At 52.2% G+C, this 17249-nt stretch carries 13 protein-coding genes; 1 reads left to right on the top strand and 12 read right to left on the bottom strand.

The annotated features are described in order from the left end of the window. The 4 genes from L1285_RS17535 to L1285_RS17520 form a co-directional block, all read right to left on the bottom strand. On the bottom strand, positions 1–1023 hold the full coding sequence (locus tag L1285_RS17535) for a homocysteine S-methyltransferase family protein (RefSeq protein ID WP_235413546.1): 1023 nt from the start codon (positions 1021–1023) through the stop codon (positions 1–3). Between the two features lie 55 nt (positions 1024–1078). After that, complete coding sequence (locus L1285_RS17530) at positions 1079–2026, bottom strand: homoserine O-succinyltransferase (protein WP_235413458.1); 948 nt, start codon at positions 2024–2026, stop codon at positions 1079–1081. 109 nt (positions 2027–2135) lie between these two features. Next, on the bottom strand, positions 2136–5315 hold the full coding sequence (locus L1285_RS17525) for a PAS domain-containing hybrid sensor histidine kinase/response regulator (protein WP_235413456.1): 3180 nt from the start codon (positions 5313–5315) through the stop codon (positions 2136–2138). Next, positions 5312–6220 (bottom strand): ABC transporter substrate-binding protein, encoded by a 909-nt coding sequence (locus L1285_RS17520; protein ID WP_235413454.1) that lies wholly within the window; start codon positions 6218–6220, stop codon positions 5312–5314. The genes L1285_RS17525 and L1285_RS17520 overlap by 4 nt, the downstream gene beginning before the upstream one ends. A gap of 176 nt (positions 6221–6396) precedes the next feature. Between L1285_RS17520 and L1285_RS17515 the strand changes: the two genes are divergently transcribed. Then, positions 6397–7497: a response regulator gene (locus L1285_RS17515; RefSeq protein WP_235413453.1), complete on the top strand. Its 1101-nt coding sequence runs from the start codon at positions 6397–6399 to the stop codon at positions 7495–7497. Between the two features lie 136 nt (positions 7498–7633). On the opposite strand, the gene L1285_RS17510 is transcribed toward L1285_RS17515, so the two are convergent. The 8 genes from L1285_RS17510 to L1285_RS17480 form a co-directional block, all read right to left on the bottom strand. Further along, positions 7634–8644: a phage late control D family protein gene (locus L1285_RS17510; RefSeq protein ID WP_235413451.1), complete on the bottom strand. Its 1011-nt coding sequence runs from the start codon at positions 8642–8644 to the stop codon at positions 7634–7636. 2 nt (positions 8645–8646) lie between these two features. Beyond that, positions 8647–8859 (bottom strand): tail protein X, encoded by a 213-nt coding sequence (locus L1285_RS17505; protein WP_046005619.1) that lies wholly within the window; start codon positions 8857–8859, stop codon positions 8647–8649. Positions 8860–8867: 8 nt separating this feature from the next. After that, a complete protein-coding gene (locus tag L1285_RS17500; protein WP_046005618.1) occupies positions 8868–9323 on the bottom strand; it encodes a phage tail protein in 456 nt (151 codons plus the stop codon). Between the two features lie 27 nt (positions 9324–9350). Continuing rightward, positions 9351–14618: a hypothetical protein gene (locus L1285_RS17495; protein ID WP_235413449.1), complete on the bottom strand. Its 5268-nt coding sequence runs from the start codon at positions 14616–14618 to the stop codon at positions 9351–9353. Positions 14619–14841: 223 nt separating this feature from the next. Then, positions 14842–14967, bottom strand: coding sequence for a hypothetical protein (locus L1285_RS23675; RefSeq protein WP_268836137.1), 126 nt, complete (start codon positions 14965–14967; stop codon positions 14842–14844). A 5-nt stretch (positions 14968–14972) separates the two neighbouring features. Further along, the gene (locus L1285_RS17490) at positions 14973–15230 is read right to left on the bottom strand and encodes a phage tail assembly protein (protein ID WP_010385143.1); all 258 of its coding nucleotides are present in this window, start codon (positions 15228–15230) and stop codon (positions 14973–14975) included. A 37-nt stretch (positions 15231–15267) separates the two neighbouring features. Continuing rightward, positions 15268–15777 carry a phage major tail tube protein gene (locus tag L1285_RS17485; RefSeq protein WP_235413447.1) on the bottom strand — a complete coding sequence of 170 codons (510 nt, stop codon included), beginning with the start codon at positions 15775–15777 and terminating at the stop codon, positions 15268–15270. Continuing rightward, on the bottom strand, positions 15777–17138 hold the full coding sequence (locus tag L1285_RS17480) for a phage tail sheath subtilisin-like domain-containing protein (protein WP_235413446.1): 1362 nt from the start codon (positions 17136–17138) through the stop codon (positions 15777–15779). Before L1285_RS17480 ends, L1285_RS17485 begins: the two co-directional genes overlap by 1 nt. Between the last annotated feature and the right edge of the window lie 111 nt (positions 17139–17249).

Here is a 17249-nt window from a genome sequence, read left to right as displayed (position 1 = left end):
CTAATTCAGATTACAGGCTTCAAGGCCCGCCAGGCGCATTCTTACTTCAAGCTCAGGCAAAGTGCGCGGTGTCACCTGCTCCAGCCCTTTTACAAAAGCGCGAATATGGTCGGGTGTTGTACCACAGCAACCGCCCACAATGTTAATAAAACCTTCTTTACCCCAGTCAATAATTTCTTTTGCCATTTCAGGGGCTTCCAGGTCGTACTCGCCAAACTCGTTCGGCAGGCCCGCATTCGGGTGCACCGATGTGTAGGTTTCGCACACCCGCGATAATTCTTCAACATAGGCACGCAACAGATCCGGTCCCAGTGCGCAGTTCAGTCCGATAGAAATCGGTTTGATATGACGGATAGAGTTGTAAAAGGCTTCGGTTGTCTGGCCTGATAGTGTTCGGCCTGAGGCATCGGTAATGGTGCCGGAGATCATCACAGGCAGGGTTATGCCGGTGCGCTCAAAGGCTTCTTCCACTCCATAGGCTGCCGCTTTGGCATTCAGCGTATCAAAGATGGTTTCAATCAAAATCAGGTGTGCGCCGCCTTCAATCAGGGCTTCGGTCGACTCAATATAGGCCGCCACCAGCTGATCAAACGAGACATTGCGATAACCCGGATCGTTGACATCCGGTGAAATCGAACAGGTTTTTGAAGTTGGCCCCAAAACACCTGCCACATAACGCGGTTTACTGGGTTCTTTGGCGGTAAACTCATCACACACAGCTCGTGCCAGACGGGCCGACTCGACGTTAATCTCGCGGCTCAGGCTCGCCATATCATAATCTTCCATCGAGATGGTGGTGGCGTTAAAGGTATTGGTTTCAATAATGTCCGCACCGGCTTCAAGATATTCACGGTGGATCTGACGGATCACTTCTGGCTGCGTCAGGCTTAACAGGTCATTATTACCTTTGATAAGGACATGCCAATCTTTAAAACGCTCGCCCCGATAGTCCTCTTCCTCAAATTTGTGTTTTTGGATCATGGTGCCCATAGCACCGTCGAGGATCAAAATACGCTGTTGCATGGCCGTTTTAAGTGCGTCAGCAATGGCTGCGCCGTCGGCTGCAGTGGTGGCTTGTTTATTCGGCATAATTGTTAGTCCTTACATCCTGGCTAACCAGATTAATATCGTACGGTGTGGTCTGGTAAACATAGTAGTTTAACCAGTTGGAGAATAACAAAAAGGCATGGCTTTGCCATGTCTTGGATGGCTTTGCAGACGCATCGTTGTTTGGAAAGTAATTCTCCGGCTTAGGTGCATCCGGGCCTTTTTCGCAATCGCGGAAATATTCTTTACTCAAGGTATCGGCGTCGTATTCCGGGTGCCCGGTAATATACACCTGACTGCCCGACACATTTTTGATCAGGTAGGCCCCGACTCGCTCAGAGCCCGCCAGCGTCACCAGCTCCTCACAGGCATCGATTTTACTGGCTTCAATATGACCATAACGGGAATGGGGCACCAAAAACTCATCGTCAAAGCCACGGGTTAGTGCACCATGTTCAAAGTAGCAGTGGTGGCGGAACACCCCGCACAGCTTGTCTTTTTTAAGTTCCCGCTTCAGGCCATGATGATGAAACAGGCCGGCATGTGCCGCCCAGCAGGAGAATAGTGTTGAGGTTACATGGTGTTCGGCCCAGTCAAAAAATGCCTGTAACTCTTCCCAGTAAGTCACTTCTTCGTATTCAAGATGTGCTAATGGCGCACCGGTGACAATCAGCGCATCGTAATTTTCTTCTCGGACATCCGAAAAATAACGGTAAAACATATTCAAATGCTGCTCGGAATTGTCGGAGCTGCGGTGGGTGTCCAGGCGCAGCAGATCCACATTCACCTGCAAGGGCGTGTTGGCCAGCAGACGAATAAACTGCACTTCGGTTTCCACCTTGTTGGGCATCAGGTTCAGTATGGCCAGCCGCATTGGCCGGATCTCCTGCGTGCTGGCTCGACTTTGTGGTATCACGAAGACATTTTCGTGGCGCAAATGGCTGATGGCAGGTAAATCGTCGGTGACTGTGATTGGCATGATGTTCCCCTCAGTGACAGGACCTTATTAAACAGATCCGCTTTCCAGCGACATTATGACGTAATGGGAATAAATTTCAACTTCTAGATGTTTAGCCGTCCAAAATCAACTATTCTTCAAATACCGCCTTCAACAAAGCACAGGAACGCTGCAAAACATCATCAAGTGCCTGTATCTGCTGCGCCAGCTGTGGCACCTGATCCGCAATCGCCCGCTCCAACTGTGCGGCCAGCTCGGCACAGCGCAATAACCCCAGATAACCCGCCTGGCCTTTGAGTGTGTGCGCCATTCTGATGGCGCCCTCTATGTCCTGCGCCTGCAAGGTCTGCGTCAGAGATGCGCAAAACTCGTGCTGGGCTGCGATAAACTTGTCGGACATTTTACGATAAAAGGCCGCGTTACCATTAACGTGTTTAAGCCCCTGAGCAAAATCAAGTAATTCACAGGACTCAGGTTCAGGCTGGACGGCAGGCTCCGCGGATAAAACAGGCGGTGGCGCACTGGGCAATGGCGTGTTGTCCTGCGCCAAACTCTGCCTGAGCGGCTTGCGATGCAGCCACTGGTAGATCTTCTGATATGCCAGCTCAACGTTAATAGGCTTGGCAATATGATCGTCCATCCCGCAGGCTTTGATTTGTTGCAGGTCGTGCTGCATCACATTGGCACTCAGGGCAATAATCGGCACTTGCCCACAGTCTGGCATGTTGCGGATCTCCCGGGTTGCCGTGTAGCCATCCATCACAGGCATCTGACAGTCCATTAAAACCAGGTCTACCTGGCTATCGCACAAACGCTCAATGGCCTCTTTACCATGCACCGCCGTGATCACCTCCATGCCCGCATCCTGCAAAATCTCCTGAGCGATTTCGCGATTAATGTCGTTGTCCTCAACTAACAACACCACAGCACCCGACAGGGCCTCAACAAGCAGAGTTTCATCAAGCCGACCTGATTGCGGTACGGGTTCATCCTGTTCAAGCGTAATATCAAACTCAGCCGTAATCATAAACTGAGCCCCCTGCCCCACTTCACTTTCGCACCAGATTTTTCCCCCCATCAGACGGACCAGGTTTTTACAAATTGCCAGTCCCAGACCCGTACCACCAAATTGCCGGGTGGTTGAAGTATCGGCCTGTGTAAAAGGGGAAAACAACGTTTTCTGCTGTGCCTGGGAGATCCCAATGCCAGAGTCCGAGACCGTGAACAAGAGTTGCACACTGCGCTCGCTACGAGCCTGAATTGCCAGCTGCAACGAGACTTTGCCATAACGGGGAGTAAACTTAACGGCATTGCTCAACAGGTTGAGCAACACCTGGCCAAGGCGCAGGGGATCGCCCATCAGTACCTCAGGTAAATCCTCCGCACAGTGCACCTCAAAGGTCAGCAGCTTTTCCTCCATCCGAGTTGCTATCAATTCGCAAGCATGATCCACCACCTTAGCCAGGTTAAATGGCACCGATTCCAGGCTCAGTTTACCGGCTTCAATTTTTGAAATATCCAGAATGTCGTTCAAGATCAGTAGCAAGCTGTCTGCCGCATATTGGATCTTGTTCAGGTAGTTGCGCATTTTGGGGGGCGCATCCATTTTCATAGCCAGGTGCGTCAGCCCGGTTATGGCATGCATGGGCGTGCGAATTTCATGAGACATATTGGCCAGAAACTCCGATTTGGCCCGCGTAGCGCTTTGTGCTGCCTGCATGGCTTCAAGGAGCTTTTTCTCGGCGTCTTTACGTTCAGTAATATCGCGAATAATGGCGGTAAAGTAGGTAATGTCTCCAACCTGGGTTTCCGCCACGGCCAGATCAATGGGAAAGCATGCCCCGTTTTTCTTCCGAGCCGTCACTTCGCGCTTATTGTCTATGACCTTTTTGACCCCGGTGGTGAAATAGTCCTGCATGTATTGATCATGTTGGCTCCGATCAGGCTCAGGCATCAACATTTTTAGATTGTTACCCAGCACCTCTGAGGGCTCGTAACCAAACATATCGACCGCGGCCGGGCTAAATTCCTGCACCTCACCACGGGTATTGATCACGATAATGGCATCAGCGGCAGTATCTATGATTGCGCGAGTCATGGCCTGATTTTCAATCAGTGAGTGCTCCTTACGCATCTGCTCTGAGATATCCTGGACAATCCCCACCACCTTACTGCGCCCGGTATTGCTGTCCTGGCAACGCTCAGCCACCAAACGGACAAACCGTCGTGCGCCTGCTTTGTAATGCAATTCATAACTAAAATCATGGTGGGTCTGTTGCTCATCTAAGATGGCCCGCATCGCAGCCTCTGCAACGTCTTCTGAATGGCCAAATAAAGTACGTATGCTCACCGGTTGTGATGGGCTCGCACCGACTATGTCGTATGCTTCATGTGAAAAGTGCATCAGGCCATCGTCCAGCTCCCAGCGGCCCAGCCGCGCCATTTTTTGCGCCTGTTCATAGTTAAGATTTGCGCTGCGTAATTCCTCTGTGCGCAAGCTAACCTGAGATTCCAGCTCCTGCTGATTTTTATCCAATGCAGCAATATGTTCCGCAATGGCGTGCGACACCCAACTGAGGGTATTCGCCAAAGCCGCAATTTCCTTAAAGCCAGAACGCACGGGCTTGAGCGGTTCAGCGCTACTGGCCAGCAGCGTTGCCTGCCTGGCCAACTCTCCCAGTGGGGTAATAATACGGCTGCGCAGCAATATCATGACCAGCAGCATCAGTAGCCCGCAGCCACTCCACAGCAGCAGTAAGTCAAAGCGAATTTGCTGCCACAGCGCCTGCTCGCTAAAAGCCAGATTATAGCGCAGAAAAACCAATCCACGGCGACTGGAGCGCAGCTCAAGGTGCGACGGTAAGGCAAAGCTTTGTAGGGCTTCAAGTTGACTATGATCGCTCGAAAAGGTGATCACGGGCATATTACCAGCCAGCGCCTTGGTGAGTGACTGAGCAGAGCTGTGACTGGCTATCTCTGGCAATAGCTTGCCGATATCAGAAAAATGATTGCTGAATATAACCCGTCCGGTGTTATCGGTCACCGTAATGTTCAAAACCTCAGGCACAGTCCCCATCACAGAGATATCATGACGGATCTCATCGGGCTTATTTAAGCTCAGGTTCACTTCAACATGACGCTTAAGTGTCAGCAGCATATAGTTTGCATGAGACTGGTGGCTCGTTTGAGCAACATCCCGGCTGCCAGTGTAAATCACTATGGTGCTGAGCGTCAGCACAATCAGGCAAAATGCAATAATCCCCACCGGCACCCAAAATGCCAGTGAGCGCGGCAATATCAGACTTCTCATTGTATGACAAACCTCGCATCGACCAGGCTATTCACATCAACGTCGGTGTCTATCATATGATGCTCAAGCAGCACAGATAATAACTGCTCAGCCGTTGTCTGTAATGGTGGCGTTTCGCCCTGACCAACCAGCAGTGCCCGGTTTGTTGCCGCATCCGCAAGCACCATGCCATCGAGCGCTAAAAGCAAATCATCCGGTTCAAGCCCCAACCTGGGCGACATCAATTCGGCGGCATGATTTGGGTTTTGTGCAATGTATGAAAGTGTTGCAAACTGCGCCGAGATCAGAGACCGCAATGACGTCTGATGACGGCTCAGCTGCTGCGTTCTGACCACCAGCACATCCACAATTTTTCCGGGGATCTCTGCACTGTCGAAAATAATTTGATGTTCATGATTACGTAACTGGGTCGTTACCGGCTCAAAGGTAACGACGGCGTCAACATGGCGTGTCTGCAAAGCCTGAAAGTGCTGGTTGACCGGCAAATGCACCGCTTCAATGTCGGCCATTTGCAATTGTGCGGCTTCCAGTGTTTCGTGTAACATCAGCGCTCCCACGGCAGTTTGTTCATACGCAATGCGCTTGCCCTTAAGCTGCCTCAGATCGGTCACAGATTGACGCGCAACCACAGCATCAGCACCATTGGAAATATCCATGATCAGCACAATGTTCAGCGCAATGCCCTCACCAGCTAACACCAAAGCTTCATCAAGCGTCAACGCCGCCACCTCAATACGGCCATGACGAAATGCATCCATGGTATCGGTGGCTGACATCAGTTCAACAAGCCGAATATTGTCCGCCAGATAACCCTGTTGTTTGGCCAGACGTAGCGTCTCGTAGCCTGGCCAGAAATTAAAACCGACCCGCAGCTGTGCCTGCGGTTGCTCCGTGCAAGCACACATCAGTATCCATACCCATATCAACAACAATGATCTCACCTTGCCTCCCAGACAGATAAGTCAGTGGTAAAGTCCTTGTTTGTATTCTAGTCTTGATTTAGGCGTTTGGGAGCTGTGGCAGACAATCCCACAACGGATCAACACAACTTCAGCTGAAGGTTTGACTTAGGATGAGCACAATGGAAACAATTCTGATTGTTGATGATGATGAGTTTGTATTGGAGTATCACAATCACATGTTGTCCTCAAAATACCTTATCAGGGAAGCCAGAAGCGGTGAAGACGCATTAAAAGCAGCACAATCGGGCACTGTAGACCTGATCCTGATGGACATACAGATGCCCGGCATGAGCGGCTACGAGGCTGCGTATAAGTTAAGAGTGGCCGGGCACACCATGCCTATTTTGTTTTTCTCGAACCTCAACTCGTTAGAGGAGCGCTTAAAAGCCTATGATGCCGGCGGCAACGACTTTATTGCCAAACCGGTAGACGAACAAGAGCTGCACATCAAAGTGTCTGCCCTGCTTAAATCGCATCAGGCGCGCGCCGCTAAACCCGATGACGCGGATGACGTGGCAGTCAAAGCCTTATCGGCGCTCTCTTCATTGGGAATTGTGATGGGGTTTTATCGGGATAGCTTTCATTGCCACGAGTTGGAACACCTGGCCCAGTCCGTTTTTAACGTGACGCGCGGATTTGGCCTGAAATGCTCTTTGATCGTTCGAAGTCACGACACCAGCCCCTGCTTTTTTGATGACGGGGTGGTTAAAAATATCGATGCGGCTTTACTGGAGTCATTACACGGGGCAAGCCGGATCATGGCATTTGGTAAGCACAGGGCGGCGTTTAACTGGCGCCGTGCCTCCTTACTGGTAAAAAATATGCCTGAAGATCCAGAAATGGCGGGCACAATGCGAGATTATCTCGCCTATGTGATGGATGGTATGGAACAGTGTATCAACCGGGTGTTGCTGGAGCAGCAGTTGCGTCAAACCATCCGCCAGTTTAAAACCCAAAATACCAACATAAAAAACGGCATTGTGGGCCTGATTGACGATTTAGAGACACAGCTGGAATCTTTGTTTTGCACTTTGAGTATAGATAACGAATTATCTGAAGAGGCCGAGCAACAGCTTCTCACCATGATCCTGGCGGCAAGAGCGTCGGCGGACACCAAACTACAGTCTGGTAAAGAGGTAGAACGGCAACTCACCCAGCTCATAGCACTCCTCGATGACCGAGCAGCCAGCACCAACAGCGCTGATATAGAGCTGTTCTGATCTATTTGCAGCGTAACTGAACAAGACCCGGGCTTTATTGACATGACACCATGCGAACCCAAAAAGATTCACATGGTGCTGATTGGAAAGGCATGGAGAAAGGACTTACTCGCATCAGGGCGATGCGATGGCAGGACTAATTGGGTTGCTCTGCCTTGATCAGGCTAATGTACCCCGTTGATGTCAGCCGATGAGTGACTTCAGTGATAAAAAAGTCGCCTTCAAGGTGATCCACTGAGCTATCAACCGAGATTAATGCTCCGGCAACAATCTCTGGATTGCCGGGCACAGTAAGTTGAACCGCGCCATGGGCGCGCTTAAGACGCGTCAGCTGACTATCGGCAGCCGCTTGTGCACTGGCTTCATCCGGATAAAGGTAAGGCAGCTTAATCACAGGCGCGCCACTGCCGGCCTGCACCAACATCCGCTGCGCCTGGTCTGAGTCGTGGTAGAAGCCTTGTACGGCCCCCACCAGGTGATAATGATTACTCACTCTGGCCCAGTGTATAATTTGGTTTTTACTCAGCGTAGCCGAGGTAACGGTTTGACCGGACAACGACTGCCCACTTCCTTTGGTCACAAACAGCAGTTTACCGGCCGCCACTTTCATCACGGCGTCGTAGCGCAAAGCAAGACGCGTGAGCAACTGCATGTCGCTTTCACTTTGCTCCAGATGTGGCAAAGTAATACTACGCAATGCATCACTGACCCCACTTTGTAAGCCATATTCAGAGGCAATTTGCGCCACCAAATCTCCCAATGTGACGGGCGTTTCACTGCCTTGCTGCGGCCAGGAACGAAACCGGGGCGACTTAAAGTCGACATCCCACATGATGCTGTTGCCATATAAAGTCAGTGCTCTGGCAGGCCCTGTGAGTTCGTATGCCCCGACATCAAACTTGCCCACCGGGGTAAGCGCAGCATGGGTATCCGGCGTACCATCTTTGTACCCCATCGCGATTTCCAGCACGTTTCCCGGCTCTGGCAGCTGGATAGGAAACTCTTCCAGGTTATCAAACCGCACCTTACACACATCACTGAGCAAACCCGTTCGCTGCGTCACACTGACCTCAACGATCCGATCTTTGAGGCGCTTGGTGACTTCATTACCATTCGCTTTGATAGAAAAATAGGGTTGCTGATTCATAACTAATCCCAAATATTGATCACATGTTTGGTCTTAGGCTTGGGCAATTCCGGCAGAAAAATCTCAATGCCAGCCGGGTAAATCGCACCGAGCCCGGCTAAGCCGGTATTAGCCCCCAGCACCTTTTCCACCGTACCTGAGCTTTGTCCGTAATGGCGATAGCAGATCAGATCCAAACAATCACCATCGCGCGTTACATAACTTACGCCTTTCATGATACCTCCTACTCAGGCTCTCTGAGGATCGCCTGATAGCGACCCAGTCGCATAGAAAATTGAATTTCACGTGGAATACCGTCGTTAAAAAACAAAGTGCGCGTTTCACTGATGCTGTTGATGATCCACTTACCCAGCACCCGCCCCACACTGGGGCTGGTGTTGCCACTTTGCTCTACATAACCCAGCGTTAAAGGCTGCCCCTTGGCGGCCTCTTCTCGCATGTAGTCCAGTTGTTTAAGCCCGTTATCTACCATTTGCGGGAAAATAGTCCCTTCCAGGTCAAGCGTTTGCTCACCCACGCCGATAAACTGCATTAACGGGCTGTTGTCATCCGTTGGTGCCTCCAGGCTCTTCCAGCGGTATTGTGTGTCGTACTTCAACTTATTAAATGCAGCCGAGCTGACCGAGAACTTATAGCTGCCCAGCTGCATCATGTGTCTGGCATGATTGGTATTACTCATAGTTCACCTGAATTGTGGATTGGGCTATCAAGCCACATGATTGAAATAGCCAGCATTGAGGTCCAAAATGGCCTGCTGTTGCTGTTGTTCCAGTAACTGCTTGACCTGAATCGCAATATCTTGCGCCTGTTCGCCACTGCGAGCATTGACTGTAATATTGGCGTTCACCGTCACCTGTGCGGTGCGGTTATCGGATGCAAAATGTGAAGACTCAGGCGTGCTGGACGTCGCGTCGGAGTCTGACAAATGCCACAGTGCGTCCGGGTCAAACGGCAGCGCAGTCTGAGCGGTGACATTACCTTTGGCGTTCGCCTTTGGTTCATCACCAAACCAACTGCTTACTTGTGAGCCCACCAGTGCATTGGTCGCAAACCCGGCCAGCGGTGCTGCCATCTTAAGCCAGGGGTTGCGGCTGTTTTCCATCAACCCGCTCACGGCCTTGGCTGAAAACATGCCGCCCAGCGTACCGCCAATCACACCCGATTTTTGCGAGCCACTCAGCGCATCATCGTTGGCTGCCTGCCATACCGTATGGTAGTTCAGTGCATCCCCCGCCAGGTTACCGATTTTGGCAACCTTATGCACCGGATTGTGTTGCTGACCTTTCAATCCTGCATAGGCCGAAGCTGTGCCTGCCACCAGATTAAAGGGGTTGATAAACTGGTTTTTGATAAAGCCTTCGGCCTGAGTAAAGACGCTACTTGCGCCATCAGAATTCGTCGCTGGTGAATCGGGTAACACAAGAGAGTGCAATCCCTCAGCTCCTTCCTGTCCGGCACCTTGGTTGAACCAGCCACCCAATAAACTTGTCGCAGCGCCACCCACAGGACCCAGTGCCATCCCCAGTACCTTCGAGACCAGGCTGCCACCTGGGCCAGATTGAGCTGCACCGGCTGAGGCAGCTTGTGACTGACCCCCTTGTGCTAGTTGCAGCGCCGCGCCAAGTGGCCCTGCGGTTATACCCAGTGCGCCTAACACACCGTCCACTGGCGTTTTCAACTGACTTTGTTGTGCCAAGAATGCTGAGTCATTCGCTGCCACAGGCAGCTTAAAACCAGGTCGCGCCGGTTGCTGGCCATTCTTACTTGCCCTGGTTCCCGGTTCGAACAGAGAAGCTTCTGACGCTTGTGCAGCATCCGCACTTTCGTTGAACAATGGTCCAAACTGGCTGCTCATACCTATGCCGGGACTATTGAGCGCTTTGGCAACCGTACCCGACATGCGGCTTTTAACCGACTTACCCGAGGTACCCAAAGGGACTCTGGCTTTGTCGGTTTTTTGATTTCCCTGAGGCTGAGCGAACAAGGACATTATCGAGCCAAATGGCCCTGTTAGTCCCTTAAGTAACGTATTGCTGCCTATTTCGTTCAGCGAGCCACCTGGCGTTTTGCCAGCCAGTTCCGTCTCTGTCGCTGCAGGCTCAGTGGTCGACTTGCCCTCACCAAAGAGCTTGGATGTCAGCGACATCACCGGACCAAGTGGCCCCGCAAGACCCTGAAGCAGCACATTGCTGCCAATGTCGCTCAGTGAGCCACCTGGCGTTTTGCCTGCCAGCTTCGCCTCTGTCGATGCAGGCTCAGTGGTCGACTTGCCTTCACCAAAGAGCTTGGATGTCAGCGACATCACCGGACCAAGTGGCCCCGCTAGACCCTGAAGCAGCGCATTGCTGCCAATCTCGCTCAGCGAGCCACCTGGCGTTTTGCCTGCCAGCTTCGCCTCTGTCGATGCAGGCTCAGTGGTCGACTTGCCCTCACCAAAGAGCTTGGATGTCAGCGACATCACCGGACCAAGCGGCCCTGCAAGGCCCTGAAGCAGTGCATTACTGCCGACCTCATTCAGCAACCCACCCGGCGCTTCATTTGGCAATTCAGCCTCCGCCGACGCCGGCTCATTTGCCACTTTGCTGTCACCAAAAAGAGTTGACGTCAGCGACATCACCGGACCAAGCGGCCCTGCAAGGCCCTGAAGCAGCACATTGCTGCTTGCCTGATTGGCCAAATCTCCCGGCTTGATGTCTGATTGCTCGGGCGTTACAGGCTCCGGATGAAGCTCGGAAGTCGCAATTGCCGCTTCCTCAACTTCTTCAGAGACCATGTCTGTACTTAGCTCTGGGTCGGGGTCATCCTCAAACCAGCCTCCGAGCTTGTCTCCTAACCAGCCTCCGACAGACTCTCCGCCCATGGCGCCTAGTGCACCGCCGATCAGGCCACCAACGGCCGTTCCAATACCCGGAATGACGGAGCCCAACGCAGCACCCGCAGCAGCTCCGGCCCAGGCTCCTCCGGCTCCCCCCACCGCAGTGCCTAACTGTTGGGTTTTCTGCTGCGCTGTCAGCGTATCATCAGACAAGGTCGTCGCGACATCAACTGCGCCCATGACTGCACTCAGAGGCGCCGCCATCTTGCCAAATAGTTTGGCCCCGGGCAGACGACTCAGAAAGCCACCTTTTTTCCCTGCAAACTGACCAAGCTTGGCGTTTTTAGGGCTGTTGGCCGTCATTTTTTGTGGACTCTGACTGCCTTTATCGAGCTGACGCATGACATTGCCAAGCTTACTCTGTTTGGGTTTAGGTTTAGGCTTGGGCTTTGGATGAGATTTGCCGGGTTTAGCACGCGTCTTGCCTGGTCGCGCTGATACGTCCTTGCGTGTGTTACCTTTCCCTTTCGCGCCTTTTCCTTTGCCTTTAGCGCCCTTGCCTTTGCCCTTTTTGCCTTTATTACGGCCTTTACCTGGCTTTTTCTTATTCTTCTTGTCTTTTTTCTTCTTATCCTGGTCTTTTTGTTCGTCGTCCTGCTCGGCTTCATCAAGCAAGTCATACTCATCAAATTCTTCGTAAGCCGCATCCTCAGAGTCTGCATATTCCGAGTCTGATGCCACATCGCTCTGATCTGGCTCACCCTGCGCGTCGCCTGCCTGCCCACCTTCTTCGCTGCTGTCGCCAAACAGGCCAGAATCACTGAGCCACTGAGACGCCGCATCCCCTAAAGAGGACAAGTCGCCTTGCAAAAGACCGGGTACATCCAGTTGCTTAAACACCGCTTCATGTTGCTCCATAAAGGAAGCTGCATCATCCATACCCAGTGCGCTGAATACATCCGGGGCGATATCAACCAAAGAGGACAGATCACCGTCCATCACCCCTTTAATATTGAGCTGTTCAAAAATGCCTGAGTGTTGCTGTAATAAAGAGGCGGCATCTTTCATACCAAAGGCATTGAGCAACTCCGGGCCGGCCTGTGCCAAAGAAGACAAGTCGCCGCTCATCAGACCGTCCAGGTCAAACTTTTGCAGCGCCGGTAACGCGGACTGCATCACGGCCCCCACATCGCCCAGCTCAAGTACCTCGAACAACTCAGGTGCCACATCAAGCAAACTGCTGAGATCGCCTTTCATCATGGCCGATGCGTCAAGTTTGCCCAGCACAGGCATGGCTTTTTCCATCACCTGTGCAGCCCCTGGCATATTCAGGGCATTAAACAATTCAGGTGCCGCAGCACCCAGCGATGTCAGGTCGCCGTTCATCAGGCCTTTAACATCGAGCTTTTGTACCACTCCAGCATGTTGCTGTAGTAAATTTGCAGCATCACCCATACCCAGTTCGTGCAGTAATTCAGGACCAGCTTCGATCAGTGAAGACAAATCACCAGCCAGCAGACCATCCACATCAAACTTTTGTAACACAGGCAGCGCTGCACCTATCAGCTGCCCGGCATCGCCCAGTTGCAACGCGTCAGCCAGCTCAGGCGCAGCACTCATGAGGCTCGACAAGTCGCCCTGTGCAATGCCCTTCATGTCTAGTTTCGTCAGGCCAGGGATCGCCGCCTGGAATTTGTCAGCGACCTCATCCAGCTCAAAGGCACGCATCACCTCAGGCGTCGCATGCAACAAGCTGCTGAGATCGCCCTCCACCAGGGCCGCCGGATCCAGCTTGGCAAACACCGGCATGGCTTTTTGCATCGCCTGCGCTGCGCCCGGCATGTTCAGCGCCTCAAAGACCTCCGGCACTACCTCACTGAGTGAGGACAAGTCGCCATTCATCAGGCCCTTCACATCCAGTTTCTGGATTAGCCCCGAATGTTGCTCAAAAAGTGTGGCCACCTCGTTCATACCAAAGGCATTGAACAGCTCAGGCGCGGTTTCAACCAAAGAGGTTAAATCCCCGCTCAATACGCCTTGCGCATCAATTTTCTGTAGCGCAGGCAGGATATTGGCCATGCTGCGGGCTGCACCCGGCATATCCAGGGCACTGAAGACCTGTGGTGCCTGATCCAGCAATGAGCTTAGATCGCCACTGACAATCCCGGCCATATCCAGCTGTTTGAGCGCAGGAAGTGCCCGGGTTACGGCCCCTGAGGCACCATCCAGACCCAGCTCAGTCAACACACCTGGCGTGACTTCCAGCAAAGATTGCAGATCGCCCTGTAACACACCAGCCAGATCCAGTTGCGCCATCGCTGGCAACTCGGCCGCCAGTGTTTTTTGCAATCCGGGTATATCTGCAACATCCAGCAGCACCGGCAATGCGGCTTGTATTGCCTGCAGATCGCCCGCTAGCATTCCACCCAAATCCAGTTGCTGTAGTGCCGGCAGGGTCGCTTTAAATTGCGCTACCACTGTGGGTAGGCCAGATGCCTCACCCAGCTGCGGAGCCAGTGTTGTTAGCTGTCCAAGCTCGGTAGATATTCCCGTTGCAGGTGCAACCGAAACCGTGTTTTGCTGCGTACTAAGCGGACCTGCAACGGATGCAGACGGAGCAGCCGCTGCACCATTGACTTCAAGGTGTGTCGCCTGCTGCGGCGCACTCAGTTGCGGTGCAACAAATTGCGCAGCAGTCGCCATCGGCTGTGGTACTGACGCAGCCTGCTGGGCGCTATTGACTACAACAGCCGGCGACAACTCCAGACTGGTAATCGCCGACGTCAGCTTATCTATGGCCTGCACTAACTGATCTGAGTGCTCAAAGACCTCGCTATGTTCCGCCTCAAGCGTATCTGGGGTCGCCCCGGCATCTGCTGCCTGCTCTTTCGCAGCCGGCTTAAAAAATTGCCTAAGCTGGGCTTGTAAATTGGCTTCGTTTGGGTCCAGCAGCGCCATGGCATTGAGTTGCGACATGGCATTCAACAGCTGGTTGACGGATTGGGTACTGGCGTGACTGTGTGCTTTTAACTCTTTAAGCGCATCACCCAGTTTGGCCAGTCGCTTCGCTGTACTCCCGCTGTGTGGGAGGCGATATTTAACTTTGTTTTCGGCCCCGGCGGGGGAACGAAGATGGTCGACAGATCCCTGTTGCTTCATAATATTACCTGAGAATGACTAGAAAAATGGCACGCACGCCAAGACAAAAATGACAGACACGGCAGCCGCCTCAGGCGCACAGCATGAGGGTTTCGGTCCGTATCGGGATGAAGAAATTTTGGAAAGCGAAAAGGTGCTTTATAGGTAAGCGCTCTGATATGGAGCACTTACCTATAAAGGCTGACGGGTGTGAATTGCCCGTCAGCCCTAACCCGCCCACGAGTCAGGAGGGAGTGGTTGCGCGTTTGTAGTCAACCGCTGCCTCAAACCAGTCGATTAACTCGTCTTCGGTTAACGCGTTAAGCTCAGCCAGGCCCCAGCCTGTGTATTTAGCCAGGGCCACAACCATGGCTCTTAAGCGCCTGGGCGGGATACGAGAAAAGCCTGTAAGGTTTCTCTGAGCTTCACAAAGTCGCTCCAGTCAAGCTCTTCGATGATATCCGGCGAGACTTCACACAAATTGGAGAAGTAACGAATTTCACTTTCCGACTCGCTGATATCTGCCTTATCCACCATTAACCGGTCACGTACTTTAGGTCGTCTCATTGTTAGTTCGGCATACTCATGCCCATCAACCGTGATTGGAAATGCCAGGGTAATGATTTCTTTCATGCTTTTGCTCCTATTTATTGTTATTGCGAGTTAGTGCTTAAGCGCCAATGGCGTTACGCAGCAGCTCCATGTGGTCTTTGCCGTTGACCTTACGCACATCGTTGTACAGGTCGATTTCGTAGATGGTGTCCGGACCAATCTGAAGCTTGTACTTTTGTACCGCATACTGCAGCGTCAGCTTGGCTTCTTCACCGTCTTTCCAGTTACCCATATCGACTTCTTTGAAGAAGCCTTCCAAAGTAACCACGACCGGTACCGGCGAATCGCCCTGTGCCTGAATCGCACCGCGCGCTGTCAGTGGTGTCGTTGCACTACTCCAGTCGCCCAGTAGCTTCATCATGTCGGCGTTGTACTCAAGCAAAGTCACCGTGCCTTCCAGCTTTTCCAGTTGGCCCACATCCAGCTCGATTGGCGCCTGGAAGCCAGAAGTCACTTCACGGGTTTTCACGGTTACTTTTGGTAACGTAAGCTCGTCCGCAATGCCCAGGTAGCCTTTACCATCTACGAACAGTTTGAATTTTTTAAGGATTTTAGGAGACATTGCCATTATACGATTTCCTCTAGGTAGTTGTTTGTCATGATGCTCTTGAAGGTGATGTGCTCAGCAGGCGTAGGTGGTGTAAAGTCAAAGCTAAAGAACACTTTACCGGCCTGAATATTTTCCGGCGTGTTTTGCTCTTCATCTGCCCAGATCTCACCGCCCAGAATTGCGCCCTGCGCCTTCAGGTTGTCCAGGTATGACTGAACACTTTGCGTCACATCTTCGATGTAAGTTTTGGTGATATTGCGGTCAACGGCCCACATATGAGCGCGTTGCAGTGAATCGTTGATCATGTCTGCGGTACGTACCACTGACAGGAATGCCCATTTAGGGTCGCTTGAACACGTGCGGTTACCCCACAGCTTAAAGCCATTTTGACGAATGATGGTCGCCACATCTTTGCTGTTAAGCTGGTTTGCACTGGCAAGCGGGTCGCCCAGCTGGAAGTCAACTGGACGGGCGGTACCGGCAATGCCATTGATAGCGGTGTTACTCGGGCTCCACCAGAAACCGCGGTCATTGTCAGATTTGGCAATCAAACCTGCAACACGGGCACTGGCCGGCTCAGCCTGAAGCTTGTCGCCTTTTAGTACATTGACCTGAGGGTCAACCAGGAACAGACGGCGAGAGCCAAACTCATTACGGTATTCCGCCGCTTTCTGGTCGCTATCATTTGGACCATCCGCGATAACCACAGCACGTAAGCGCTCTGCCACAGCAATCAGTTCATCTGCAACCGCTTTTTGATGACTGAAACCAGGTGCTACCAGAATACGCGGTGTCACGCCTAATACAGACTCTGAGCCCAGGAATGCCTCAATCGCCTTTGGCTGAGTGTCGCTGCCAACCATGGCGCTAGTCGCAGCACTGTCATCTGCGCCTTCAACACGGATAACCACAACCGCAGCACCGGCCTGGTCAAAAATGCCATCAATGGCGCGCAGCAGGCTGCCTTTTTTCGCATCATCAATGTCTGTGACAGCGTTACGCGCTTGCTCTTCGACCTTGTCCTGAATAGCGGTTTTTTCTTCCGCAGACAGCACATAGTCAGCATCTTTGCCATTTGCCGCCTTGAACGCTTCAACAGCCGCCAGATACTCAGCGCTGGTTTCTAGTCTTGCATCGTCACCAGCCTTGGTTTTTGCCTCATTCAACAACGTCTGATAGGCAGCGCCTTTGGTATCAACCAACTTCATGGCATCTGCGCGCTTACCTGCGATCAATACCGGTGTATTGGCCGGAAACGCAGTAGTATCAGCAAGGGGTGCTGTACCAATGACTCCAATTACAGAGCTTTTAACGGTTTTAACTGGGCGAGTACCAGACTGCGCCTCGATTACTTCTACACCGTGTAGAAATTCAGACATAGTTATCTCCTTTAAAGGTATGTCAATTAGCTAATAAAAAAGCCACAGGGTTGCGGATGGCTCCGCCCTTACCTGTGGCTTAAGTTGATAATGATTAAAATGAAAATGGTT

This window comes from Pseudoalteromonas sp. DL2-H2.2 (assembly GCF_021532535.1).
GTDB classification, from domain to species: Bacteria; Pseudomonadota; Gammaproteobacteria; order Enterobacterales; family Alteromonadaceae; genus Pseudoalteromonas; species Pseudoalteromonas rubra_A.
This window is presented reverse-complemented; position numbering and strand designations above follow the sequence as displayed.

What these genes read in the sequence shown, in the direction of transcription:
- L1285_RS17535 (WP_235413546.1), bottom strand. Translation starts at nt 1,023, where the DNA reads ATGCAACAGCGTATTTTGATCCTCGACGGTGCTATGGGCACCATGATC.
- L1285_RS17530 (WP_235413458.1), bottom strand. Translation starts at nt 2,026, where the DNA reads ATGCCAATCACAGTCACCGACGATTTACCTGCCATCAGCCATTTGCGC.
- L1285_RS17525 (WP_235413456.1), bottom strand. Translation starts at nt 5,315, where the DNA reads ATGAGAAGTCTGATATTGCCGCGCTCACTGGCATTTTGGGTGCCGGTG.
- L1285_RS17520 (WP_235413454.1), bottom strand. Translation starts at nt 6,220, where the DNA reads ATGTGTGCTTGCACGGAGCAACCGCAGGCACAGCTGCGGGTCGGTTTT.
- L1285_RS17515 (WP_235413453.1), top strand. Translation starts at nt 6,397, where the DNA reads ATGGAAACAATTCTGATTGTTGATGATGATGAGTTTGTATTGGAGTAT.
- L1285_RS17510 (WP_235413451.1), bottom strand. Translation starts at nt 8,644, where the DNA reads ATGAATCAGCAACCCTATTTTTCTATCAAAGCGAATGGTAATGAAGTC.
- L1285_RS17505 (WP_046005619.1), bottom strand. Translation starts at nt 8,859, where the DNA reads ATGAAAGGCGTAAGTTATGTAACGCGCGATGGTGATTGTTTGGATCTG.
- L1285_RS17500 (WP_046005618.1), bottom strand. Translation starts at nt 9,323, where the DNA reads ATGAGTAATACCAATCATGCCAGACACATGATGCAGCTGGGCAGCTAT.
- L1285_RS17495 (WP_235413449.1), bottom strand. Translation starts at nt 14,618, where the DNA reads ATGAAGCAACAGGGATCTGTCGACCATCTTCGTTCCCCCGCCGGGGCC.
- L1285_RS23675 (WP_268836137.1), bottom strand. Translation starts at nt 14,967, where the DNA reads ATGGTTGTGGCCCTGGCTAAATACACAGGCTGGGGCCTGGCTGAGCTT.
- L1285_RS17490 (WP_010385143.1), bottom strand. Translation starts at nt 15,230, where the DNA reads ATGAAAGAAATCATTACCCTGGCATTTCCAATCACGGTTGATGGGCAT.
- L1285_RS17485 (WP_235413447.1), bottom strand. Translation starts at nt 15,777, where the DNA reads ATGGCAATGTCTCCTAAAATCCTTAAAAAATTCAAACTGTTCGTAGAT.
- L1285_RS17480 (WP_235413446.1), bottom strand. Translation starts at nt 17,138, where the DNA reads ATGTCTGAATTTCTACACGGTGTAGAAGTAATCGAGGCGCAGTCTGGT.